This window comes from Budvicia diplopodorum (genome assembly GCF_009800925.1).
Classification (GTDB): domain Bacteria; phylum Pseudomonadota; class Gammaproteobacteria; order Enterobacterales; family Enterobacteriaceae; genus Budvicia; species Budvicia diplopodorum.
Window position 1 is genome coordinate 17,899 of sequence record NZ_WOYF01000006.1, and the last position, 20,975, is coordinate 38,873.

The 20,975-nt window shown below is 47.5% G+C and carries 22 protein-coding genes; 13 read left to right on the top strand and 9 right to left on the bottom strand.

The genetic code is table 11. The annotated features are described in order from the left end of the window. The first annotated feature begins 203 nt into the window (after nucleotides 1–203). Nucleotides 204–1,676 carry a MocR-like pyridoxine biosynthesis transcription factor PdxR gene (gene pdxR, locus GVI43_RS07665; RefSeq protein WP_159566284.1) on the top strand — a complete coding sequence of 491 codons (1,473 nt, stop codon included), beginning with the start codon at nucleotides 204–206 and terminating at the stop codon, nucleotides 1,674–1,676. A gap of 104 nt (nucleotides 1,677–1,780) precedes the next feature. Here the strand turns inward: pdxR and ychF are convergent, their stop codons facing one another. After that, on the bottom strand, nucleotides 1,781–2,872 hold the full coding sequence (ychF, locus tag GVI43_RS07670) for a redox-regulated ATPase YchF (protein ID WP_159566285.1): 1,092 nt from the start codon (nucleotides 2,870–2,872) through the stop codon (nucleotides 1,781–1,783). Nucleotides 2,873–3,157: 285 nt separating this feature from the next. Here ychF and GVI43_RS07675 point away from each other — a divergent pair, with 285 nt between their 5' ends. Then, a complete protein-coding gene (locus GVI43_RS07675) occupies nucleotides 3,158–3,346 on the top strand; it encodes a hypothetical protein (RefSeq protein WP_159566286.1) in 189 nt (62 codons plus the stop codon). Nucleotides 3,347–3,480: 134 nt separating this feature from the next. On the opposite strand, the gene GVI43_RS07680 is transcribed toward GVI43_RS07675, so the two are convergent. From GVI43_RS07680 to GVI43_RS07690, 3 genes are all read right to left on the bottom strand, one after another. Continuing rightward, entirely contained in the window at nucleotides 3,481–3,750 is a 270-nt protein-coding gene (locus tag GVI43_RS07680; RefSeq protein WP_159566287.1) for a YdgH/BhsA/McbA family protein, read from the bottom strand. A 336-nt stretch (nucleotides 3,751–4,086) separates the two neighbouring features. Further along, entirely contained in the window at nucleotides 4,087–4,221 is a 135-nt protein-coding gene (locus GVI43_RS07685) for an entericidin A/B family lipoprotein (RefSeq protein WP_159566288.1), read from the bottom strand. A gap of 92 nt (nucleotides 4,222–4,313) precedes the next feature. Continuing rightward, nucleotides 4,314–4,511, bottom strand: coding sequence for a hypothetical protein (locus tag GVI43_RS07690; RefSeq protein ID WP_159566289.1), 198 nt, complete (start codon nucleotides 4,509–4,511; stop codon nucleotides 4,314–4,316). 1,260 nt (nucleotides 4,512–5,771) lie between these two features. Here GVI43_RS07690 and GVI43_RS07695 point away from each other — a divergent pair. Continuing rightward, the gene (locus GVI43_RS07695) at nucleotides 5,772–6,020 is read left to right on the top strand and encodes a GlsB/YeaQ/YmgE family stress response membrane protein (RefSeq protein ID WP_159566290.1); all 249 of its coding nucleotides are present in this window, start codon (nucleotides 5,772–5,774) and stop codon (nucleotides 6,018–6,020) included. An 84-nt stretch (nucleotides 6,021–6,104) separates the two neighbouring features. Here the strand turns inward: GVI43_RS07695 and pth are convergent, their stop codons facing one another. After that, complete coding sequence (pth, locus tag GVI43_RS07700; protein ID WP_159566291.1) at nucleotides 6,105–6,695, bottom strand: aminoacyl-tRNA hydrolase; 591 nt, start codon at nucleotides 6,693–6,695, stop codon at nucleotides 6,105–6,107. 363 nt (nucleotides 6,696–7,058) lie between these two features. Here pth and ychH point away from each other — a divergent pair, with 363 nt between their 5' ends. Continuing rightward, the gene (gene ychH, locus GVI43_RS07705) at nucleotides 7,059–7,322 is read left to right on the top strand and encodes a stress-induced protein YchH (RefSeq protein ID WP_159566292.1); all 264 of its coding nucleotides are present in this window, start codon (nucleotides 7,059–7,061) and stop codon (nucleotides 7,320–7,322) included. A gap of 131 nt (nucleotides 7,323–7,453) precedes the next feature. Here ychH and prs read toward each other — a convergent pair whose 3' ends face one another. The 3 genes from prs to lolB form a co-directional block, all read right to left on the bottom strand. Beyond that, nucleotides 7,454–8,401: a ribose-phosphate diphosphokinase gene (gene prs, locus GVI43_RS07710; protein WP_159566293.1), complete on the bottom strand. Its 948-nt coding sequence runs from the start codon at nucleotides 8,399–8,401 to the stop codon at nucleotides 7,454–7,456. Between the two features lie 149 nt (nucleotides 8,402–8,550). Further along, nucleotides 8,551–9,390, bottom strand: a complete 840-nt coding sequence (gene ispE / locus GVI43_RS07715) for a 4-(cytidine 5'-diphospho)-2-C-methyl-D-erythritol kinase (RefSeq protein ID WP_159566294.1) — start codon at nucleotides 9,388–9,390, stop codon at nucleotides 8,551–8,553. Continuing rightward, nucleotides 9,391–10,020 carry a lipoprotein insertase outer membrane protein LolB gene (gene lolB / locus GVI43_RS07720; RefSeq protein WP_159566295.1) on the bottom strand — a complete coding sequence of 210 codons (630 nt, stop codon included), beginning with the start codon at nucleotides 10,018–10,020 and terminating at the stop codon, nucleotides 9,391–9,393. It lies immediately after the preceding gene. Nucleotides 10,021–10,243: 223 nt separating this feature from the next. On the opposite strand from lolB, the gene hemA reads away from it, so the two are divergent. From hemA to kdsA, 6 genes are all read left to right on the top strand, one after another. Further along, nucleotides 10,244–11,506 carry a glutamyl-tRNA reductase gene (gene hemA / locus GVI43_RS07725; RefSeq protein WP_159566296.1) on the top strand — a complete coding sequence of 421 codons (1,263 nt, stop codon included), beginning with the start codon at nucleotides 10,244–10,246 and terminating at the stop codon, nucleotides 11,504–11,506. 30 nt (nucleotides 11,507–11,536) lie between these two features. After that, complete coding sequence (gene prfA, locus GVI43_RS07730; protein ID WP_159566297.1) at nucleotides 11,537–12,622, top strand: peptide chain release factor 1; 1,086 nt, start codon at nucleotides 11,537–11,539, stop codon at nucleotides 12,620–12,622. Further along, entirely contained in the window at nucleotides 12,619–13,455 is an 837-nt protein-coding gene (gene prmC, locus GVI43_RS07735) for a peptide chain release factor N(5)-glutamine methyltransferase (RefSeq protein ID WP_159566298.1), read from the top strand. The genes prfA and prmC overlap by 4 nt, the downstream gene beginning before the upstream one ends. A 43-nt stretch (nucleotides 13,456–13,498) precedes the next feature. Then, on the top strand, nucleotides 13,499–13,885 hold the full coding sequence (locus GVI43_RS07740; protein WP_159566299.1) for a SirB2 family protein: 387 nt from the start codon (nucleotides 13,499–13,501) through the stop codon (nucleotides 13,883–13,885). 2 nt (nucleotides 13,886–13,887) lie between these two features. Further along, complete coding sequence (locus tag GVI43_RS07745; RefSeq protein ID WP_159566300.1) at nucleotides 13,888–14,703, top strand: transglutaminase family protein; 816 nt, start codon at nucleotides 13,888–13,890, stop codon at nucleotides 14,701–14,703. A 264-nt stretch (nucleotides 14,704–14,967) separates the two neighbouring features. Then, nucleotides 14,968–15,822: a 3-deoxy-8-phosphooctulonate synthase gene (kdsA, locus tag GVI43_RS07750; RefSeq protein ID WP_159566301.1), complete on the top strand. Its 855-nt coding sequence runs from the start codon at nucleotides 14,968–14,970 to the stop codon at nucleotides 15,820–15,822. 171 nt (nucleotides 15,823–15,993) lie between these two features. Here the strand turns inward: kdsA and dauA are convergent, their stop codons facing one another. Then, complete coding sequence (dauA, locus tag GVI43_RS07755) at nucleotides 15,994–17,703, bottom strand: C4-dicarboxylic acid transporter DauA (protein ID WP_159566302.1); 1,710 nt, start codon at nucleotides 17,701–17,703, stop codon at nucleotides 15,994–15,996. 465 nt (nucleotides 17,704–18,168) lie between these two features. Here dauA and GVI43_RS07760 point away from each other — a divergent pair, with 465 nt between their 5' ends. The 3 genes from GVI43_RS07760 (at nucleotide 18,169) to sgcC (ending at nucleotide 20,959) form a co-directional block, all read left to right on the top strand. Next, complete coding sequence (locus tag GVI43_RS07760; protein WP_159566303.1) at nucleotides 18,169–19,260, top strand: zinc-binding metallopeptidase family protein; 1,092 nt, start codon at nucleotides 18,169–18,171, stop codon at nucleotides 19,258–19,260. A 91-nt stretch (nucleotides 19,261–19,351) separates the two neighbouring features. After that, nucleotides 19,352–19,630, top strand: a complete 279-nt coding sequence (gene sgcB, locus GVI43_RS07765) for a PTS sugar transporter subunit IIB SgcB (RefSeq protein ID WP_159566304.1) — start codon at nucleotides 19,352–19,354, stop codon at nucleotides 19,628–19,630. A gap of 15 nt (nucleotides 19,631–19,645) precedes the next feature. Next, nucleotides 19,646–20,959 carry a PTS sugar transporter subunit IIC SgcC gene (gene sgcC, locus GVI43_RS07770; RefSeq protein ID WP_159566305.1) on the top strand — a complete coding sequence of 438 codons (1,314 nt, stop codon included), beginning with the start codon at nucleotides 19,646–19,648 and terminating at the stop codon, nucleotides 20,957–20,959. The last annotated feature ends 16 nt before the right edge of the window (nucleotides 20,960–20,975 follow it).

The following is a 20,975-nucleotide window of genomic DNA, read 5'->3' on the forward strand; positions in this document are numbered from 1 at the left end:
TTGCATTACTCCTGCTGAAATTTTCGACACGCTAACAACTCGCCTGTAGACAAAATAGTGACGGAATAAACAAATGAATGGGGACAGATATACAATAACTAAGGTTAATGAGCGGTGAATTGTTACTATCCTAACTGCCTTATATAACTGAGTTTGCTTGGTAAATGTGGCCAATAGACTTATTGCGAGGAGGGTTATTTCGTATGCAGATTAAACTAGACCGCCATATTTCATACACGCTGCAAAAGCAGATCTACCAGCAGGTTTGTGAAGCCCTGTTTCGGGGTGAACTACTATATGGTGATATGTTACCGTCGATTCGGGTACTGGCAGGTCAACTGGGCATTGCTCGCAATACCGTTACCGCGGTGTATGAAAAGCTAGTACATGCTGGCTACGTTGTGAATCTTCCCGGTATTGGATTCAAGGTGATTTTTGATGCCGTGATAAAAACCAACAATCGGGAACAGGCTTCGACCAGTTTATCAATGCCTCCGCTACCGATATTAATGCAACCATCGGCAGACGTATTTGTTCCTGAAAAGGATAGGCTCTACTTTAGGCTAGGTGAGCCGGATGAGAGCGCTTTTCCGTGGTCTGTCTGGCGTAAGTGGAATAATACCGCGTCTAAAAAGAAGCATCTGATGATGACCCGTTATCAGGATCCTCAAGGCCTAAGCTGCCTGCGTTATGAAATTGCCCGCTATCTGTCCCACAGCCGAGGAATTCAGACCGAGTCCGAAAGTATTGTGATTATTAACGGCATGCAAGAAGGGCTGTCGCTGCTTGCGCAGCTGTTCTTTTCCCACAGCGGTGAAGGGAGCGTGGTTCTTGAGTCACCCTGTTATTCCGGTGCCTGGAACTTATTCCAGTCAGCGCCCAACGATCGGGTCAGTATACCGGTTGATGAACAGGGGATCATGACCGATAAACTGCCCGAAAAGCCAACAACCTTATGCTATGTCACGCCATCTCATCAATATCCGACCGGCAGTTTGCTATCGTTAGCGCGGCGTGAAGCGTTATTGGCATGGTCTCGACGGGTAAACTCTTATATTATTGAAGATGACTATGACTCGGCTTTTTTATACGGTAACCAACCGCTTCCGGCGTTAAAGTCGCTGGATTACGCCGATAACGTGATTTATCTCGGCAGCTTTTCTAAGACTCTAGGCCCGGGAATGCGTCTTGGCTATATGGTATGCCCACAGGCGCTGCTGAGGCCGGTGGTAAATATGAAAGCGTTGAATAATCATGGCAGTAGCTGGCTATATCAGCAGTTTTTGGCTGAATATATCCACGACCAGAGCTATAACTATCAGTTAGGGCGTTTAGAGAAAGAGTACGCGTTACGGCGCAGTGAATTGCAAAGTGGGCTGCTTGAACTGTTCCCCGACGGCAGGATTTTGAATTCTCAAACAGGTTTGCATTTGTCGCTGGATCCCCATATTTCACCTCAGTGTGTTGAACAGCTACGAGCCCGATGTCTGGCTGCTGGCGTTCGCTTTGATACCCTTAAGCAGTTGGGTAATGGTTCCGAGCTGGCCTATGAGAAAGAAAGCGGCGCGGTACTGATGTTCTTCGGCTTCGGCGGGATTAACCGGGCCGATATTCAGCGCGCTCTGGTGGTTTTGAAACGAGAACTGGAGCAACAGCAAAAGCTGAAAATGGTTTGAGGCGTTTTTTCATGCTTAAAAAGCAAAAATCCACGCCATTGCGTGGATTTTAAATCAGGAATCAGTCTATCGGGCATAGTAATAATACCCGGCAGGCGTAAAAATTAAACGTTAAACAAGAAGTTCATGATATCGCCATCTTTAACAATATACTCTTTACCTTCTGAACGCATTTTCCCGGCTTCTTTTGCGCCTTGTTCACCTTTGTAGGTAATGAAATCTTCAAAGGCGATAGTCTGGGCGCGGATAAATCCTTTTTCGAAATCAGTATGAATTTTACCGGCCGCCTGAGGGGCGGTAGCGCCAACGGGGATAGTCCAAGCACGAACTTCTTTAACGCCAGCGGTAAAGTAAGTTTGCAGATTGAGTAGCTCGTAACCGGCGCGGATAACCCGATTTAAGCCCGGCTCGGTAATACCCAGTTCAGCCATAAACTCTTCGCGTTCGTCATCTTCCAGTTCAGCAATGTCGGACTCAACGGCAGCGCATACGGCAACCACTACGGAACCTTCCGCCGCGGCGATTTTGCGTACTTGATCCAGATAAGGGTTATTTTCAAAGCCGTCTTCATTAACGTTGGCAATGTACATGGTTGGCTTTAAGGTCAGGAAGCTTAAGTATCTAATTGCCGCTTTTTCTTCCGCGTCCAGATCCAGCGCACGTAACATGCCAGCGTTTTCTAACTGTGGTAAACATTTTTCTAAGGCTGACAGTTCAACTTTTGCGTCTTTATCGCCGCCTTTTGCCTTTTTCTGCACGCGGTGAATAGCGCGTTCACAGGTATCTAAATCGGAAAGGGCCAGTTCAGTGTTGATGGTGTCAATATCTTCCGCCGGATCGACCTTGCCTGAAACGTGAATAATGTTGTCATTATCAAAGCAACGCACTACGTGGCCAATTGCTTCAGTTTCACGAATGTTAGTTAGAAACTGATTGCCTAAGCCTTCACCCTTAGAGGCGCCTTTAACCAGACCGGCAATATCAACAAATTCCATCGTAGTCGGTAGAATACGCTGAGGCTTAACGATTTCAGCTAACTGATCCAAACGCGAATCAGGCATAGGAACAACGCCGGTATTAGGCTCGATGGTACAGAACGGAAAGTTAGCTGCTTCGATACCCGCTTTAGTTAACGCATTAAACAGGGTTGATTTACCAACGTTAGGCAGCCCGACGATACCGCATTTGAATCCCATAACTCATATTACCTTAAAATTGTTTGAAATCAGCGCGTTAGATAAGTTCTTCTAAATGCGCTCTAAATTATTGCGCTATTATACACATTATGCGGTTTTAATCTCTATCCACTACGGCCGTTCAGGCTGTGGTATTCGCCAGCTTTAGGCCAGATAGCAAGGAAGGGGCGTTTTCTCAGTTTAATTTCACACTTGAACATAACGCATGTTTCTGCAATTTTCACCTTGAGTCTGGTAGGGATTTATAGCTTAATGAGGGTAGGCTAGTTAATTGATAGGTGATTTATGTCTCAAAAAATGGACCCAATACGACAAATTATCGGTGAAATGGTTGTTAAGCTGTGTGATGCAAAATTACCAATAGATAAAGATTCAATATCAGAAAAATTATTGAGGGTGACGCGTAAAGAGCCTGCCGGATCGGAAAGGAATAGAACGGCTACGTTAGCGCTTGAGTTTTTAGGCTGTAGCTAAGCCTAATTTTAAGTAATAAAGCTGATTGTTTATTATGATGAGGATTCTTAATATTAAGAATCCTCATATTGATGACAATACAGGCGTAAATTCTTACATAACGAATCTAAAGGCTTTACACCTTATTTCATTTATTATTTATACACTTCGGCAGAAGCGAAAACTTTGCCTTTTTCGTTCATAGCAATAACTACAAAGTAAGTTCCACCTTTTTCGTCAGCTAGCTTAGATAATTGCTTTATCGCTGTGTCAGACGTTTTCGCTTCACCCGACGTACTCACTTCACCAATCAATTGATATTTATTTTCTTTAGCCTGCTCTCTGGTAATTTCAGTGGCAGCCAATGCACTTAGTGAAAATGTGCCGACAATTAAAGCAACTGCTAACGTTTTTAACGCTTTCATGATTATTCCTTAGTAATGGTTAGATAACGATTAATAAAAAGTAATGCATGCTAAGTATTTAATGGTCTGGTCATCTGTCAAATTAAAACAGATAAAATATCTAATTATTACTATTTTTTGATTATATATTTTTAAAATTAGCGGGCTGCTGGGGTTTTATAAAATCAGGATGCAATCTCAAGTTAATAGTGATTCAAACTGTATTAATTTAAATATATGGAGAATAACTCTGCATCAAGGCGATTGATTCAGAGCATATGCAAAGCGAGCCCGGGGTGGGTGTTAAGTAAAACAAAACCCTCGATAGAGGGTTTTGTGGTCATGCAGATACAGGGCTTAGTAGGTACTTTGCTGTATTGCTTCGCCGCCAGCTTTGATATCTTCCCCAACGCCACGAGTGGTGTTACAGGCCGACAGCAGGCCGCAGAGAACGAGTAACGAAGCGATAACGGCCATGCGTTTTTTTATCATTGCAGTGATTCCTTGTAATAGACAAATAGGATTCACTATTAAGACTAGCCGCAATTATCTTAATGTCCAAATATTAGGCAAATTTATTGGAGTTAATCCAGCAGAGCCAAAACGCCAGAGATCAACTTCAGTTTTCCGATGTTGTTCTGCGGTGTAGTGCTAATCATGCCTTGAAGCTCTGATTTTATCGCATCGCTGTTTATAAGCGCTTCTTTCTTTATCAGGGCGTAAACAGCTTCGCCAAGTAATTTCATATTATCATTATGTACCAGCGTGTGGCTTGGCTTCATGGGTGTACTTCCGTGATTAAATTTAGCGGTGGTCAATATACCACTCAACGATAATGGCAACGATTAATTTCATCGAATGTTAATTCTAATTGCTCAATAAGCATACAGAATCAGAGCTGGCAGTAAAAGATGATTTAAAATAATGACCATCGTCGCTCAGGATTTTCCATTGATTAATATGCGGGGCCGAGTTTGATGAGGGTGATAGAGAATCAGCCTACTTATTTATTGGTAGTCAATGATATACTAGGAGAATAATGGTTTTAGCTAGGGAGCAATAGCGTTTATGAAGTTTTACAACGAAACCGATCACGACGGATTGAGTACCGATATTTGCTATAGCGTCTATATACTGGGCGTTCATCTGCGGGCTTCTAAGCGGGTTAGTTCGCCGGCAACGAGAATTAAAAATGAACAGGCTAAGAAGGCCTTACGAAAATCGTTATGTAAAACTAAAAAATTTATCCAAATCCATCAGCTATCTGAAGACGCTTGGACCGCTTTTTGCGACCAATAGTCGTTTATATACTGTTTGCATTTGTTTGACTAAGCGCTTTGCTATTCAAGGCGCTTTTTTTATATTTATTAATTCTATTGGGTCGGAGCTATTTTATTTATTTTTATATAGATGAATAACGGAAAGATGAATAGCCAATTAACTTAATTATATTTAACCATGCTGATTATCAATTAAATTGAGTAGGGCGCTTATATGGAGTTATCGGTATAAATACTCACCACGCCAATAAGTCGAAGAAAGTGAGTTAAACGGGCTTTTTTAGGCGGTTTTTTCTAACGTTCAGGCCGTCGCAAATCTCATCTTTTCAGCAGGTTGACACACTCCTTCTTGAAGATAGCCCGTTGGATGCCTTACGATTTGGCGATTTAGCGTTCGAAATAGGGTACAGGCAAGGCCCTCTTATCAGAGGAAAAAAACGGTAGTAACCGCGTGGACTTACGGCTGATTGTAGCTGAACCAATCGGCCGCGGCGCGTTGTATAGCCTATATATAGCCGTAGATATGGAAATCTAAGTTGGCTTAATACCCTGAACAACTTCGGGGTATTACTGAGCTAATTCATATTTTATTAGCCTATCCGCATTTAAAATTAATTAGTCAATAATTAGAAATTCCCTCCGCCAGCGCCTACAATTACCCTGTTGTAACGAAATTTTTAGTCATTTTAGTCGAATAATACGCATTAAAGCGTTGAATCTGGTTTCAATGAATTTTCTGAATGAAATGATTTAGGGGGATATATGAGTTTTCTTACGTGGATCGTACTAGGGCTAATCGTGGGTATTTTGGCTAAATGGGTGATGCCAGGACGCGACGGCGGTGGCTTTATCGTGACCATTATTCTGGGAATTATCGGCGCATTGGTCGGTGGGTTTATCAGCTCATTCTTTGGTTTTGGTACCGTAGACGGTTTCAATTTTGGCAGTATGGTCATTGCCGTTCTCGGCGCTCTGCTAGTACTGTTTGTCTACCGTAAAATACGAAGCTAAGTTTTAGTTTTAAAATAATAAAGCCGCCGGTTTCTGTTGAACCCGGCGGCTTTATTTATTGCTGAACGTTATCTATTGAATAAACTAGGCGAGTGCTTTAAATGCATGCAATCGGTTCATCGCCTTTGTCATATCGTCTTTAATCAGAATATCCGTGCAGCGAACGGCCTCATCGATAGCGTCATCAATCATCTTTTGTTCGCTTTGCGGCGGTTTACCCAGCACAAATCCGGTAACCTTATTTTTATCTCCCGGATGACCAATGCCAATTCGTAACCGATAGAAATTGGGATTATTACTAAATTTATTGGTGATGTCTTTCAAACCGTTATGCCCACCGTTACCGCCGCCCAGTTTCAGCTTAGCTACGCCCGGAGGAAGGTCTAGCTCATCGTGTGCGACCAGAATTTCTTCGGGAGCAATGCGGAAAAATCCGGCCATTGCCAGTACTGATTTACCGCTTAAGTTCATAAAGGTAGTCGGAACCAGCAGGCGAATATCCTGACCGTCGATGCTTAATCGCGCGGTATAGCCAAAAAATTTAGCTTCTTCTTTCAGCGACTGATTGTAACGCTCGGCCAGTAGATCAACATACCAAGCCCCGGCGTTATGACGGGTTTGGGCATATTCCGCTCCCGGATTTGCTAAACCAACAATTAATTTAATGCTGCTCACGGTCTTTTCCTACTAAGTTTGGTGCGCAGGGCGCATCCCTATGCACAATAGGGAAGAGATGCAAAATATCAAGCGGGCTATTTTACCCTCTCAGGCCTGAATCGCAAAGTTCACCGTGTAACGCTATGCCTTCTTATGACAAATAGGCTGTTTTCAACAGGCTAAACCAATCATAGGCACGTTTTGCACCGTTAGTTGATTTTGTCAAATTTAGTCAATAAAAATGTAAGTAAATTGTAATGAACATCCTAAGTCTGTGATCGGTAACACTTCCAAAATAGGCTCTTGGGCCTATACTCAGAGTAAATGTGTGGGTTAACTCTATCGCACAGTCATGTTAGCCAGCCCTTAATGGAGGTTCTTATGAAACGCAAAACCGCAGTGGTATTAGGCAATGTTTTGATGGGCGTTGGATTGGTCCTTATGATCGGCAGCATTGCTTTTACCGTTTTGGGGTTATTGAAGGACTTTTTCTTACCGGGGGCTCAGGCTCATTTACCCATTGTGGGCATCTTTATCGGCGCATTAGTTTGGTTGATTGGCGCACGCCTTGGCGGTCGTGAAAAAATAGAGGACCGCTATTGGTGGATCAAGCACGGTGGCCGAAATGACGGCTTTAAGCATTAATCTTATTGATGAGTGACTGTGGGTGATTAATGAAGGTTTGCTGCACCAAATGAAATGGGCGAGCCGAATGACAGTAAAAAGCCCGTTATTCACAAAATGAATAACGGGCTTTTTGTCAGCACTAATTTCTATTAATGTTCAAACATAGCAGAAATTGATTCTTCATTGCTGATGCGGCGAATAGCTTCAGCCAACATACCAGAGAGCGTTAACGTGCGAACTTTATTAATCGCTTTGATTTCAGCAGAGAGCGGAATAGTGTCGCAGACGATCACTTCATCAATCATCGAGTTCTTGATGTTTTCAACGGCGTTGCCGGAGAAGATAGGGTGAGTCGCATACGCAAATACGCGCTTAGCTCCACGTTCTTTCAGCGCTTCAGCCGCTTTACACAGCGTACCGCCGGTATCAATCATGTCATCAACTAACACGCAGTCGCGGCCGTTTACGTCACCAATAATGTGCATTACCTGAGAAACGTTAGCGCGAGGGCGACGTTTATCAATAATAGCCATATCGGTATCGTTTAACAGTTTAGCAATGGCGCGGGCGCGAACAACGCCGCCGATATCTGGAGAAACTACGATTGGACTTTCCAGATTCTGTTGCAACATATCTTCTAATAAGATCGGGCTACCGAAAACGTTATCAACCGGTACGTCAAAGAACCCTTGGATTTGCTCAGCGTGCAGATCAACGGTCAATACGCGGTCAACGCCAACGCTGGAAAGAAAGTCAGCAACAACTTTTGCGGTAATCGGTACGCGGGCAGAGCGCACGCGGCGATCTTGACGGGCATAGCCAAAGTAAGGAATTACGGCGGTAATACGCCCGGCTGATGCACGACGAAGCGCATCAATCATGACGACCAATTCCATTAAATTGTCGTTGGTTGGCGCACAGGTGGACTGGATAATAAAAATATCGCCACCGCGTACGTTTTCATTAATTTGAACACTCACTTCACCGTCGCTAAAACGGCCTACAGCGGCGTCACCGAGAGAAGTATAAAGACGATTGGCTACACGTTGTGCTAGTTCCGGCGTAGCGTTACCAGCAAAGAGCTTCATGTCAGGCACGAGAACAACCTCAGGCTTGCATCCAGAAAGATATCATCGAGTGCATAGAGTAAACTTAACTCATTGATGATATGCGAAAATAGAGAACACTAATGCTGTAAACAGCGCTGACTCCAAGCTTAGCTTTGGTTACAGCATTAAAGTAGATCTCATACTTGCCTTGAGAGTAAGGTCTGCAACGGGGAAGCATTCACTCCACGCGCAACAAATCCATGTAACCACTCAGGGGCTTTTTTTAATACGTCACGGGCAGCAGATTCTGTATCGAATTCGGCAAATACACAAGCACCGGTTCCGGTTAAACGTGACGGGGCATATTGTAACAGCCAAGAAATGAGCTGTTCAACCTCGGGGAACCTTTTTCTTGCGATTGGTTCACAATCATTTGAAAAAGGGCTACTTAAAAGCGTTAATAATGACCGTTTTGGCGTATTTCTGACTAATTCCGCATCTGAAAAAATAGTTGGGGTGGGAATATGTACTCCCGGATGAGCAATCAAATACCATTTTTCAGGTGGATTAGCCGGCTGAAGTTGCTCACCAACGCCTTGCGCAAATGCAGAATGGCCATAGATGAAAACCGGAACGTCGGCACCCAGCGTCAGGCCAAGTTTGCACAACTGCTCAACCGACAGGCCGCATTGCCACAGATGGTTCAGTGCGACTAATACCGTTGCCGCGTTGGATGAACCTCCGCCTAAGCCACCGCCCATGGGTAAAATCTTAGCTATAGATATATCAACCCCGAATGAACTGCCGCTGGCGGACTTCAGCAGCTTGGCCGCTCGAATAATGAGGTTCCGATCGTCCTCAACGCCGTCAATCGGGGTTATCAGACGGATGGTGCCATCGTGGCGCAGGCTAAAATTCAGGGTATCGCCATAGTCAACAAACTGAAACAAGGTTTGCAAATCATGGTAGCCGTCTGAGCGACGGCCGGTGATATATAAAAACAAATTGAGTTTGGCAGGAGAAGGCCAGTTCACCATTTATTGCAGCGTCCAGTTATCCATTTTTAATTTGATGCGATCGTCGCCGTGAACAATCTCTAACAGGCTAGGAAGCGTCGGTTGGCTATTGGCATCGTATTTCTGATAGTCAACAACCCACAGTTCACCGTTCTGATCTAATGAAACCTTTTTCAGCCGGGCTTCCGGCGTCAGCGTAAAGTCTTTAGCGCCCGCTGGTAGGCCCAGCATCCATTTACGCATATTGTTTAGCGGAATGTTCATGCCGGTCATTTCTTGAATCATTTTCTCTGCGTCATCGCTGACATAACGCTGGCCTTTATCGTCGGTTAACTGAACCAGACCTGGCTGAACGTTAAGTTCCATCACGGTGTTACCCAAAGGGTTGGTTAACAATAGGCGATAGCGCTCGGGTTGATCCTGCTGCCAGAAGAAACGGGCATACACCTTTTGCGTGGAGTTGATATAGGCAAATGAACCGCGGGTTTGGTATTGAGTGAGCGCTTCAACCTGTTTTTCATGCTGTTGCCATTCGGGTGAAGTCACGGCAGCAGGCGGCTTACCCGACTGGCCGGTCAGGGTACAAGCGGTTAGCAATAAGCTTGCCAGTGGAACAAGTTTTAAAAGTGTAGAAGTGCGTATAAAAGTCATGAAGTTTTCGCCGCTGTCCTGTTGGTAACTGGTAACGCTAATAGCCTGAAGGCTAAACGTCAATTGGATTATTAAACTGGGGCAAAGTATACCCATTTGGGCGTATTTAATCATATCAGGGTGCGACTGGGGTATCTGTCGCTTTTATTGATTGTCCGCATCAAGTAGAATAAACGCCCGAAGCGTGACTCAATCCATTAAGAACGATAATTATAGCCGTTTAATGACCCTGCTTGCACTTGGAATCAACCATAAGACAGCCCCTGTATCATTAAGAGAACGCGTAACTTTTTCTCCGGATACGCTGGGCGAGGCATTACAAAGTCTTCATCAACAGCCGTTGGTGCAGGGCGGCGTTGTGCTGTCTACCTGTAATCGAACCGAACTCTACCTCAGCGTAGAAAAAGACGACAATGCGTTGTCGCAGCTAATGCTTTGGCTGTGCCAATATCATCACCTGTCGATCGATGACCTGAAAAACAGCCTGTACTGGCATAAAGACGTCGACGCGGTTAACCATTTAATGCGCGTTGCCAGCGGGTTAGATTCTTTAATTCTTGGTGAACCCCAAATTCTGGGGCAGGTAAAGAAAGCCTTTGCCGAGTCGCAGGAACAACACAAGCTCAACACCGAGCTGGAACGGCTATTTCATAAATCATTTTCCGTGGCTAAACGGGTTAGAACCGAAACTGAAATCGGTTCAAGCGCCGTTTCGGTCGCCTTTGCTGCCTGCACCTTAGCCCGCCAGATATTTGAATCCATGGCTGAGGTGAAAGTGTTATTAGTGGGCGCTGGCGAAACCATCGAGCTGGTTGCGCGCTATTTGCGTGAGCATCAGGTGAAGAAAATGGTGATTGCTAACCGAACCCGTGAACGGGCGCAGGTGCTGGCCGATGAAGTTCAGGCCGAAGTGATTACGCTGTCTGAAATTGACGAGCGCCTGTATAAAGCCGACATCGTTATTAGTTCGACCGCCAGCCCGTTGCCGATTATTGGTAAAGGAATGGTTGAGCGTTCGCTCAAGAGCCGCCGCAATCAGCCCATGCTATTTATCGATATTGCCGTTCCGCGCGATATCGAGCCGGAAGTCGGCAAGCTACCCAACGTATACCTATACACCGTTGACGACCTGCATGCGATTATTGAGCATAACCTGTCCCAGCGTAAAGCGGCGGCCGTGCTGGCAGAAGAGATTATTCAGCAAGAAAGTTCTAATTTTATGGAATGGATGCGTTCGCAGTCTGCGGTCTCAACCATTCGTGACTACCGCACAATGGCCGATAGTATTCGCGAAGAGTTGGTTGAAAAAACCCTCGCCGCGATTCAACAGGGAGCCGATGTCGAAAGCGCGATTAACGATCTTTCCCATAAGCTGACCAATCGCCTTATTCATGCACCAACCAAATCCCTTCAGAAAGCGGCCGGTAATGGCGATCTGGAACAGTTACATTTACTACGTGACAGCCTTGGGCTGGAACACTATTAGTTTCCTTTTATTCATAGGGTTTAGCTACGCATGAAACCTTCTATTGTTGCTAAATTAGAAGCTTTACAGGAGCGCCACGAAGAAGTTCAGGCGCATTTAGGCGATTCAAGCGTTATCGCCGATCAGGACCGTTTTCGGGCACTTTCCCGCGAATACTCACAGTTAGGCGACGTTACCGCCTGTTTCAGCCAGTGGCAGCAGGTTCAGGACGATCTGGCAACCGCTGAGATGATGTTAAGCGATCCTGAAATGCGCGATATGGCGCAGGAAGAGATTAATCAGGCAAAACAGAGAACTGAGGAACTGGAGCAGCAGTTACAGGTATTGCTGCTGCCAAAAGATCCTAACGACGAACGGGGCTGCTTTCTGGAAGTGCGGGCCGGTACCGGCGGTGATGAAGCGGCTATTTTTGCCGGTGATTTATTCCGGATGTATAGCCGCTACGCTGAGGCACGCCGCTGGCGGGTAGAGATCCTTAGCGCTAACGAAGGCGAGCACGGTGGCTACAAAGAAGTGATTGCTAAAGTCTCTGGCGATAGCGTTTACGGCAGCCTGAAGTTTGAATCCGGCGGTCACCGGGTGCAGCGCGTTCCTGAAACTGAGTCGCAGGGGCGTATTCATACCTCGGCCTGTACCGTTGCGGTAATGCCTGAAATTCCAGAGGCCGAACTGCCAGACATTAATCCGTCAGACCTGCGAATTGATACCTTCCGCTCGTCCGGTGCTGGCGGTCAGCACGTTAATACCACCGATTCAGCTATCCGTATTACCCACATACCAACCGGTATTGTGGTGGAGTGTCAGGATGAGCGTTCTCAGCACAAGAACAAGGCCAAAGCGCTATCGGTGCTGGGTGCCAGAATTCGCGCGGCGGAAATAGCCAAGCGCCAGTCAGAAGAAGCGTCAACGCGTCGTAACCTGCTAGGAACCGGCGATCGCTCCGATCGTAACCGAACCTATAACTTCCCGCAGGGTCGGGTGACCGATCACCGAATTAACCTAACGGTATACCGGCTGGATGAAGTGATGGAAGGCAAGCTGGATATGCTAATCCAGCCAATCGTCCAAGAGTATCAGGCCGACCAGTTGGCCGCGCTGTCCGATCAAGACGCATGACGTTTAATCAATGGCTCGAACAGGCCATCTCCCGATTAGAAGGTGGCGACAGTCCGAAGCGGGACGCTGAAATTCTGCTGGGGTTCGTTACCGGAAAAACGCGCACCTTTCTGATGGCGTTTAGTGAAACGTTATTAACCCCGGCTCAGCGATCGGTATTAGACGAACTGCTGGCCCGGCGTGAGAAAGGTGAGCCGATTGCTTATTTGGTCGGCACCCGCGAATTTTGGTCGCTGATGCTCAAAGTGTCTCCGGCAACGTTAATTCCGCGCCCGGATACCGAAAAACTGGTTGAGCTGGCGCTTGAGCGTTTACCGACCATTGACTGCGATATTTTAGATTTGGGAACCGGAACCGGTGCGATTGCGCTGGCTCTGGGCAGTGAGCGACCCGACTGCCTGATTACCGGTATTGACTATCAGCCAGAGGCTATTGCCTTGGCGCAGGATAATGCCGATAGTCTGAATATTAACAACGTTCATTTTGTGCAGGGCGATTGGTTTACTCCGCTGAGTGAATGCTATTTTGATATGATTGTCAGCAATCCGCCCTACATCGATGAACAGGATCCCCATCTTGCTCAAGGGGATGTGCGCTATGAGCCTGACAGCGCCCTGATTTCAGCAGAGAAAGGTTTTGCCGATCTGCAGCACATCATTGAACACGCTCCTGAATACCTTAAGCCGGGCGGTTGGCTACTGCTAGAGCACGGTTGGTCGCAGGGCGAGCAGGTGCGGGGGCTATTTAAGCAATATGATTTTGAGCTTATTGCCACCCACCAAGACTACGGCGGCAATGAGCGGGTTACGCTAGGCCGGTGGTTCAAACATTGATACTTATTACCGTCGAACGCTCGATAAATAGGACTATTTCCTTATGTATATATGGATAAAGCAGCTACACGTTCTCACTGCCGTTATCAGTATTACGCTATTTGTCCTGCGTTTTTATTGGAAGTGGCGCGGTACAGCGGTTATGCAACGCCGGTGGGTTAAGATTACGCCGCATGTTAACGATACCGTTTTATTCGTTACCGGTATTGTATTGATCTACCTGACACAGTTTTATCCGTTTACCGTTCAGGGCGTGTGGATGACGGAAAAACTGATTGCGGTGATTATTTACATTGGCCTAGGCCACGTTGCTTTAGGTAAAAAAGCGCCGAATCAGATGGTCAGATCCACGGCCTTTATGGCGGCTATTTTGTGTTTATATTTCATTGTTATTTTGGCTATGAATAAAATACCGTTAGTAATGGGGTAGGCATGAATCACGACAGCGTCACTGATTTTGAATTTGACGAACATCCGTTATATGAAGGGATCTGCCGGATTACTCGCTTTATTCGCGATGACTTTCCTGAAGAGGAAGTTCGCCGTGAACTGGATGTGCTTGCCGAACGGGCTAAAAGTATTATTCCCAATGATATTGCCGAAGAGCAGCAGTTAGAACAGTTGTTGCACCTTTTCTATCATACTTGGGGATTTGGCGCGGCGGGCGGCGTGTATAATCTGTCGGACACGCTATGGATAGACAAAGTATTGAAAACCCATCAGGGCGCGCCGTCATCGCTAGGATTGATCCTGATGTATATCGCTGAGCGTCTGGATATCGCGCTATATCCCGTCATATTTCCAACTCAGCTGTTGGTTAAAGCCGAATGGCTAGACGGCGACTGCTGGGTGATTAATCCGTTAGACGGTGAAACCCTGACCTGCCGGATTTTAGACGTGTGGCTAAAAGGCCACTTTGGCATTACGGCCAATCTGGGTAATGACGACCTAGGCGATGCGGACAACAGCCATATTATTATCAAGCTATTGGGCTCTCTTAAAGGGGCGCTAATGCAGGAAAATCAGCCTGAAATGGCGCTCAGGGCGAGTCAACTGGCATTGAGCTTTGATCCAGAGGACCCGTATGAGATCCGGGATCGGGGGCTAATATACGCACAGCTTGACTGTAATAAAGCCGCGGCGTCGGATCTTAGCTATTTTATTGAGCACTGCCCGGACGACCCGGTGGCTGAGATTATTAAGATGCAGTTGAGTAGTATTGAGCAAGGGAATGTGACGCTGCACTAATGGTGTTTGCGTTTGTCTGGATTAGATTTTGTGCAGGTTTCGCCGCTATAGGGCCGAATGCTTTTGTTGCATGGTAGATGCGGCGAGGGGCGAAGTTTGGTAGTTTTGTGGGCCCGAGGGCCTAGCATGCCTAGGGGCGCTCGGGCGGCTTTCGCCGCTACGACCCCAACGGCATACTCTCCCTCAGGTTTAACTCTATTTAAAGACTTTAGAGACTAAGAAGTCATCCAGTTTAAGTTTATTAAAGACTAAGGAATAAACGGTATGAGTCAGAAAGTGGTTAAAATTGGCAATATTGATGTAGCAAACGACCTTCCGTTTGTGCTGTTTGGCGGTATGAACGTGCTGGAATCACGGGATTTAGCCATGCGTATTTGCGAGCATTACGTGACCGTAACGCAAAAGCTGGGTATTCCTTACGTGTTTAAAGCGTCTTACGATAAGGCTAACCGTTCTTCAATCCACTCCTATCGTGGCCCGGGTATGGAAGAGGGTATGCGGATTTTTGAAGAGCTGAAAAAGGCCTTTGGTGTGAAAGTGATTACCGATGTGCATGAGGCTTCTCAGGCGCAGCCGGTTTCAGAAGTGGTTGATGTTATTCAGCTTCCGGCGTTTTTAGCCCGTCAGACCGATCTGGTTGAAGCGATGGCGATTACCGGCGCGGTAATTAACGTGAAGAAGCCACAGTTTGTGAGCCCGGGGCAAATGGGCAATATCGTTGATAAGTTTAAAGAAGGCGGCAACGATAAGGTTATTTTGTGCGATCGTGGCAGTAACTTTGGCTATGACAATCTGGTCGTCGACATGCTGGGCTTTAACGTGATGAAGCAGGCAACCGGTGGTCATCCTGTTATTTTTGACGTGACCCATTCTTTACAGTGTCGCGATCCGTTTGGTGCAGCCTCTGGCGGTCGTCGCGCTCAGGTGACTGAGCTTGCCCGTTCAGGTATGGCTATCGGTATTGCCGGGCTATTTATTGAATCTCATCCGGATCCGGCTAACGCTAAGTGCGATGGCCCGTCAGCGTTACCGCTGGATAAACTAGAGCCGTTCTTAAAGCAGATTAAAGCTATTGATGATTTGGTTAAGAGCTTTCCTGAGCTAGATACCAGCAACTAAAACAGCGTTAATGGCTAGCTCACCGAGCTTAAAACGCCGCTCTTCGGCCGCTAGGAAAAATTAATATTCCATTAATGCTTATGCGGACGAAATTTACGAGAATACTAAATTAAACTACTTTGTCAGCAGTCTAAAGCCCGGCTATTTAGCCGGGCTTTATGTTATTGAGGATTAAAATGACTCGCCGGTCACGGTGCCGCTGACTACCAGCGCTTCTTCTATGGAAGAACAAAACGCCAGCTTGCCGGGAATGGGCTTGACTCTACCGCGCGCCAGCGTTTTTAACGGTTGATATTGAATATCGCAGTTAATCAGCATCACGCCCTGCGGCAACAGTTCAACAAAGCGCTGGAAGGCGCTGAGCCCACCGGCATCGAGCACCGGTACCGCATCCCACTGCAAAATGATGGTTTTCTGAGCCTCGATTTTCAGCGTAAGTTGGTTGAAAATCCGCTCGGCGGCGGCGAAGAATAGCGGGCCGCTAACGCGCATAACCAAGCGGTCGGCGTCAGACTGTGGCTGAATTTCGCTTAACCTTGTCATGCGGGCGATGCGGCGCATAAACAGCAGCGAAGCCAGAACAATGCCAACCGTGATGGCGATAACCATATCGAATAGCACCGTCAATGACATACAAAACAGCATCACAATAATGTCGTCTTTTGGCGCACGCCGCAGTATATCCACCACCTTACGGGCTTCACTCATATTCCACGCCACCAACAATAGCAGCGAAGACATAGCCGCCAAGGGTAAATACGAAAGGCCCGGCGCCAGCACCAATAGCGCCAGAATCACCATAATGGAATGAATAATGGCGGCCACTGGAGAGCTTGCTCCGGCGCGGACGTTAGCCGCCGAACGGGCAATGGCCGCCGTGGCGGTAATTCCGCCGAAAAACGGAGCGGTGATATTGCCCAAGCCCTGACCGATAAGCTCACCGTTAGAGTGATGCTTTTTACCGGTCATACCGTCGAGTACCACGGCACACAGTAGAGACTCGATGGCACCCAGCATCGCCATAGAAAACGCCGCGGGCATTAAGGCTGAAACGGTATCCCAGCTCAGGTTAAAGGGCTTGCCGACAGCGTCCGGCAGGTTCCATGGCAAAACAAACTGCGGCAGAATGGGGGGGATCCCCTGACCGGTTGAGCCGTCGTGCATCATATAGCTAAAGCGTGAACCAATGGTGGCGACCTGATGGTCAAAGTGGGCCAGAATTACCATAACGGCCGTACCCGCTAACAGCGCCGGTAAGTGGCCGGGAACCGGTAGCTTCAGCCGGGGCCAAAGTATTAATACTGCCAGCGTAACGGTGGCTATCAGGGTATCTGCCCAGCTGATGGTGGGCATCGCCGAAGCCAGCGCTACAACTTTATCAATATAGCGCTCGGGCACGTTTAGCGTCAGGCCGAAAAAATCTTTAACCTGCATGGTGGCAATGGTAATACCAATACCGGAGGTAAAGCCCAGCGTGACCGAAATGGGAATATATTCAATCAGGCGGCCAAAGCGGGCCAGCCCCATCATAATGAGAAATACGCCCGACATCAGGGTAGCGATTAATAAACCCGACAGGCCGAACTGCTGGGAAACCGGATATAAAATAACCACAAAGGCCGCGGTCGGGCCAGAAACGCTATACCGGGAGCCGCCGGTTAGCGCAATAACAATACCGGCAATCGCCGAGGTGTATAGGCCATACTGCGGCGGTACGCCGCTGGCAATCGCCAGCGCCATGGCTAACGGGATCGCGATAATGCCAACGGTAATACCGGCAATAATATCTTTGAGGAATCGATGTAAGCTGTAGGGTTCGCGCCAACATGCGTCGATTAATGCGCTAAATGGCCTGATACTGTTAACGCTATGCGTTTTCATTTCAAAATAACCTGACAGAAAATATGAAAAAATGGCGGGCCACCAAGGGCCCGTCGCAAATTTAGCCTTAAACAATACGCCGTTTGCTCATTTTATACATAGATGAGCGTCAATTTATTTCGGTATTTCTCTGTTTAATCTGTTAATTCATCATCATATCAATAGAGAACCGGGCCACTCCATCGTGGTCAGCATCGCTGACGTGCCGCTGTTTTCTTTAGCCTTGATCACCGCACAACGAATAACGCCAAACAATCAGCTGTGGTGAGCGTTTTATGCTAACAATCATTTTAGTTGATTATTTTATTTTGAATTCGCTCACAGAGTGAGATATCTGTCCATATTCCCGTCTTTAGCAGTGATGTTCATCACAATTTTAACGCCACCCAGCGCCTATAAACGTTCATCAGTTGATTGAATGGTTGAAAAACCACTGAACGCCAAATAACCCAATGGGAGCAAACCATGACCTTTAATGTTCAAGATACCTTAATGTCGCTGCTGGTGCTGGACGGCATTTCCGGCCACGAACAAGACATCGCGTCCGTGATGCAGGAGAGCTTTAACCGTAGCGCTCACGATGTGTGGAAAGATAGGTTAGGCAACGTGGTGGCTCATTACGGTAGTCGTTCACCCGACGCGTTTCGGCTGATGCTGTTTGCCCATATGGACGAAGTCGGCTTTATGGTTCGAAAAATTGAAGACGGCGGGTTTATTCGGTTTGAGCGCGTTGGCGGACCCGCTCAGATAACCATGCCTGGCTCAACGGTACGTCTGGCGGGCGAATTTGGGCCGGTTCACGGCTGTATTGGCATTAAGTCTTACCACTTCAGCAAAGGTGATGAACGCACCCAGTCGCCGTCTATTGACCATTTATGGATAGACATTGGCGCGGCGGATAAACAGGATGCGCTGAACATGGGCATTAAGGTCGGTACGCCGGTTTGCCTGTATAACCCACCGCAGGCGCTGGGCAACGGCCTGATTTGTAGTAAAGCGCTGGACGATCGTTTAGGGTGTACCGCGCTGCTCGGCGTTGCCGATGCTGTTGCCGGTGAAGCGCTGAACATCGCCCTGTATCTGGTGGCCTCGGTTCAGGAAGAGTTCAATATTCGCGGCATTTTGCCGGTATTGCGCAAAATCAATCCGGATATGGCCATCGGCATTGATATTACGCCGTCGTGTGACACCCCCGATCTCGCCGGATATTCCGACGTAGTGATTAATCAAGGCCCCGGCATTACCTGCCTGAACTACCACGGTCGCGGTACGCTGGCCGGCTTAATTACCCCTCCGGCCCTAATTGCTTTTTTAGAAAGCACGGCTTCACGGCACCATATTCCGGTACAGCGTGAAGTCGCACCGGGCGTGATTACCGAGACCGGATATATTCAGGTCGAACAGGATGGGATCCCCTGCGCCAGCCTGTCGATTCCCTGTCGTTACACCCATTCACCGGCTGAGGTTGCCAGCACCGTTGATTTAAGCGAATGCATCCGTTTACTGGTGGCGGTCGTCCGCTCAAACGGCTCGGCATTTCCCATTCAACCACGTTAACAGCCAGACTAACCGTTTTGCCGCTCAATCAATGCGCTTGGTCGGTGATTACACGGTTTTCAATACAATTCCCACAGAGAGGTTAATAACAATGAAGAAGATCCTTGTCGCCTGCGGAACAGGAATGTCCACCTCAACCATGATCGCCCAACGATTGCAGGCGTATCTGAGTGAGCAGGGCATTAGCGTTATCACATCCCAATGCTGTTTGAATGAAATTCCTTATAACTGTAGCGGTATCGACCTGATCGTCACCTCGATGAAAGTGGATAAGGATTATGGCATTCCAACGCTAAACGGCGCGCCGTTGTTAATCGGTATTAATGACGATGCGCTGAAGCAGCAAATTAAAACGCTGCTCAGCCAATAATATTCAGGAGGCTCCATGTTTGATTACATTTTGTCTCTGGGCGGAACCATTTTCGTCCCGATTGTAATGATTGTTATCGGCCTGATTTTCAGGATCCCGCTGTTTCAGGCGATTAAAGCCGGCGTAACGGTCGGCATTGGTTTTGTCGGTATGGGGTTGGTTATCGTGATGGCGATCGATAGCCTTAGCCCGCCGATTAAAATCATGATCGAACGCTTCGGCCTTAACCTACACGTGCTTGACGTGGGTGCTGGTCCGGCTTCCGGCGTTGGCTATGCCACGGCCATTGGCGCGATTATCATTCCGGTGATTTTTTTGCTCAATATCGGCATGTTACTGACCCGCCTGACCAAAACTATGAACGTTGATATCTACAACTATTGGCACTTTGCTATCACCGGTTCAATAGTGCAGATGATAACCGGCAGTATGGTTTATGGCGTATTGGGCGCTATATGCCACGCGGCGCTGTCGCTAAAAATGGCCGATCTGACCGCCAAGCGGGTACAAAGCATTGTCGGTCTGGACGGTATTTCTATACCGCAGGGATACGGCTCCAGCTCGGTACCGCTGTTTATCCTGCTGGATAAAGTCTACGGCTATATTCCTTTCCTCAAGGGGCGAAATATCGATGCCTCAGAGGTGCAGAAACGCTTTGGTATGGTGGGCGATCCGGTGATTATCGGTATCTTCCTCGGCCTGCTATTTGGCCTAGCCGCCGGTGAGAACTTCAAAGGTACCGCAACGCTGATGGTCACGGTTGCCGCCATTATGGTGCTGTTTCCGCGCATGATCCGGCTGATTGTTGAAGGGCTGATGCCGATCTCAGACGGCGCACGCAAATTCTTCCAAAAGTATCTTCACGGCCGTGAAGTATATATTGGGCTTGATACCGCCGTTACGCTGGGCCATCCGACCACCATTGCGGTGGGTCTTCTGCTCATTCCTATCATGTTACTGATTGCCAGCATTCTGCCGGGCAATACGGTATTGCCGCTGGCCGATTTGCCGGTTGCACCGTTCTTTATCTGTATGGCGACCGTTATTCATCGCGGCGATCTAATCCGCACCTTAATCAGCGGCGTGATTGTGATGGTCACCGTGCTGTTGATTGCCTCTCATTTTGCCCCGTTCTTTACGGAAATGGCGCGCAACGGCGGGTTTAGCTTTGCCGCAGACGGCACGCAAATCAGTGCGTTATCGGTAGGCAATATGTTTGGCTGGTCAATATCAGAATTGATGGCCATGGGCATTATCGGCGTGGTGATTGCCGTCGGGGTAGTTTCAGCGGTGGTGCTGTGGTTACGCACCAAAGAGTTATCGGCTTAACGGGTTGATGCCACGT

What these genes read in the sequence shown, in the direction of transcription:
- GVI43_RS07675 (WP_159566286.1), top strand. Translation starts at nt 3,158, where the DNA reads ATGTCTCAAAAAATGGACCCAATACGACAAATTATCGGTGAAATGGTT.
- sgcC (WP_159566305.1), top strand. Translation starts at nt 19,646, where the DNA reads ATGTTTGATTACATTTTGTCTCTGGGCGGAACCATTTTCGTCCCGATT.
- lolB (WP_159566295.1), bottom strand. Translation starts at nt 10,020, where the DNA reads ATGACTTTTATACGCACTTCTACACTTTTAAAACTTGTTCCACTGGCA.
- sgcB (WP_159566304.1), top strand. Translation starts at nt 19,352, where the DNA reads ATGAAGAAGATCCTTGTCGCCTGCGGAACAGGAATGTCCACCTCAACC.
- kdsA (WP_159566301.1), top strand. Translation starts at nt 14,968, where the DNA reads ATGAGTCAGAAAGTGGTTAAAATTGGCAATATTGATGTAGCAAACGAC.
- ispE (WP_159566294.1), bottom strand. Translation starts at nt 9,390, where the DNA reads ATGGTGAACTGGCCTTCTCCTGCCAAACTCAATTTGTTTTTATATATC.
- ychH (WP_159566292.1), top strand. Translation starts at nt 7,059, where the DNA reads ATGAAACGCAAAACCGCAGTGGTATTAGGCAATGTTTTGATGGGCGTT.
- GVI43_RS07690 (WP_159566289.1), bottom strand. Translation starts at nt 4,511, where the DNA reads ATGAAGCCAAGCCACACGCTGGTACATAATGATAATATGAAATTACTT.
- GVI43_RS07740 (WP_159566299.1), top strand. Translation starts at nt 13,499, where the DNA reads ATGTATATATGGATAAAGCAGCTACACGTTCTCACTGCCGTTATCAGT.
- GVI43_RS07695 (WP_159566290.1), top strand. Translation starts at nt 5,772, where the DNA reads ATGAGTTTTCTTACGTGGATCGTACTAGGGCTAATCGTGGGTATTTTG.
- prfA (WP_159566297.1), top strand. Translation starts at nt 11,537, where the DNA reads ATGAAACCTTCTATTGTTGCTAAATTAGAAGCTTTACAGGAGCGCCAC.
- GVI43_RS07745 (WP_159566300.1), top strand. Translation starts at nt 13,888, where the DNA reads ATGAATCACGACAGCGTCACTGATTTTGAATTTGACGAACATCCGTTA.
- dauA (WP_159566302.1), bottom strand. Translation starts at nt 17,703, where the DNA reads ATGAAAACGCATAGCGTTAACAGTATCAGGCCATTTAGCGCATTAATC.
- GVI43_RS07680 (WP_159566287.1), bottom strand. Translation starts at nt 3,750, where the DNA reads ATGAAAGCGTTAAAAACGTTAGCAGTTGCTTTAATTGTCGGCACATTT.
- ychF (WP_159566285.1), bottom strand. Translation starts at nt 2,872, where the DNA reads ATGGGATTCAAATGCGGTATCGTCGGGCTGCCTAACGTTGGTAAATCA.
- hemA (WP_159566296.1), top strand. Translation starts at nt 10,244, where the DNA reads ATGACCCTGCTTGCACTTGGAATCAACCATAAGACAGCCCCTGTATCA.
- GVI43_RS07760 (WP_159566303.1), top strand. Translation starts at nt 18,169, where the DNA reads ATGACCTTTAATGTTCAAGATACCTTAATGTCGCTGCTGGTGCTGGAC.
- pdxR (WP_159566284.1), top strand. Translation starts at nt 204, where the DNA reads ATGCAGATTAAACTAGACCGCCATATTTCATACACGCTGCAAAAGCAG.
- prmC (WP_159566298.1), top strand. Translation starts at nt 12,619, where the DNA reads ATGACGTTTAATCAATGGCTCGAACAGGCCATCTCCCGATTAGAAGGT.
- GVI43_RS07685 (WP_159566288.1), bottom strand. Translation starts at nt 4,221, where the DNA reads ATGATAAAAAAACGCATGGCCGTTATCGCTTCGTTACTCGTTCTCTGC.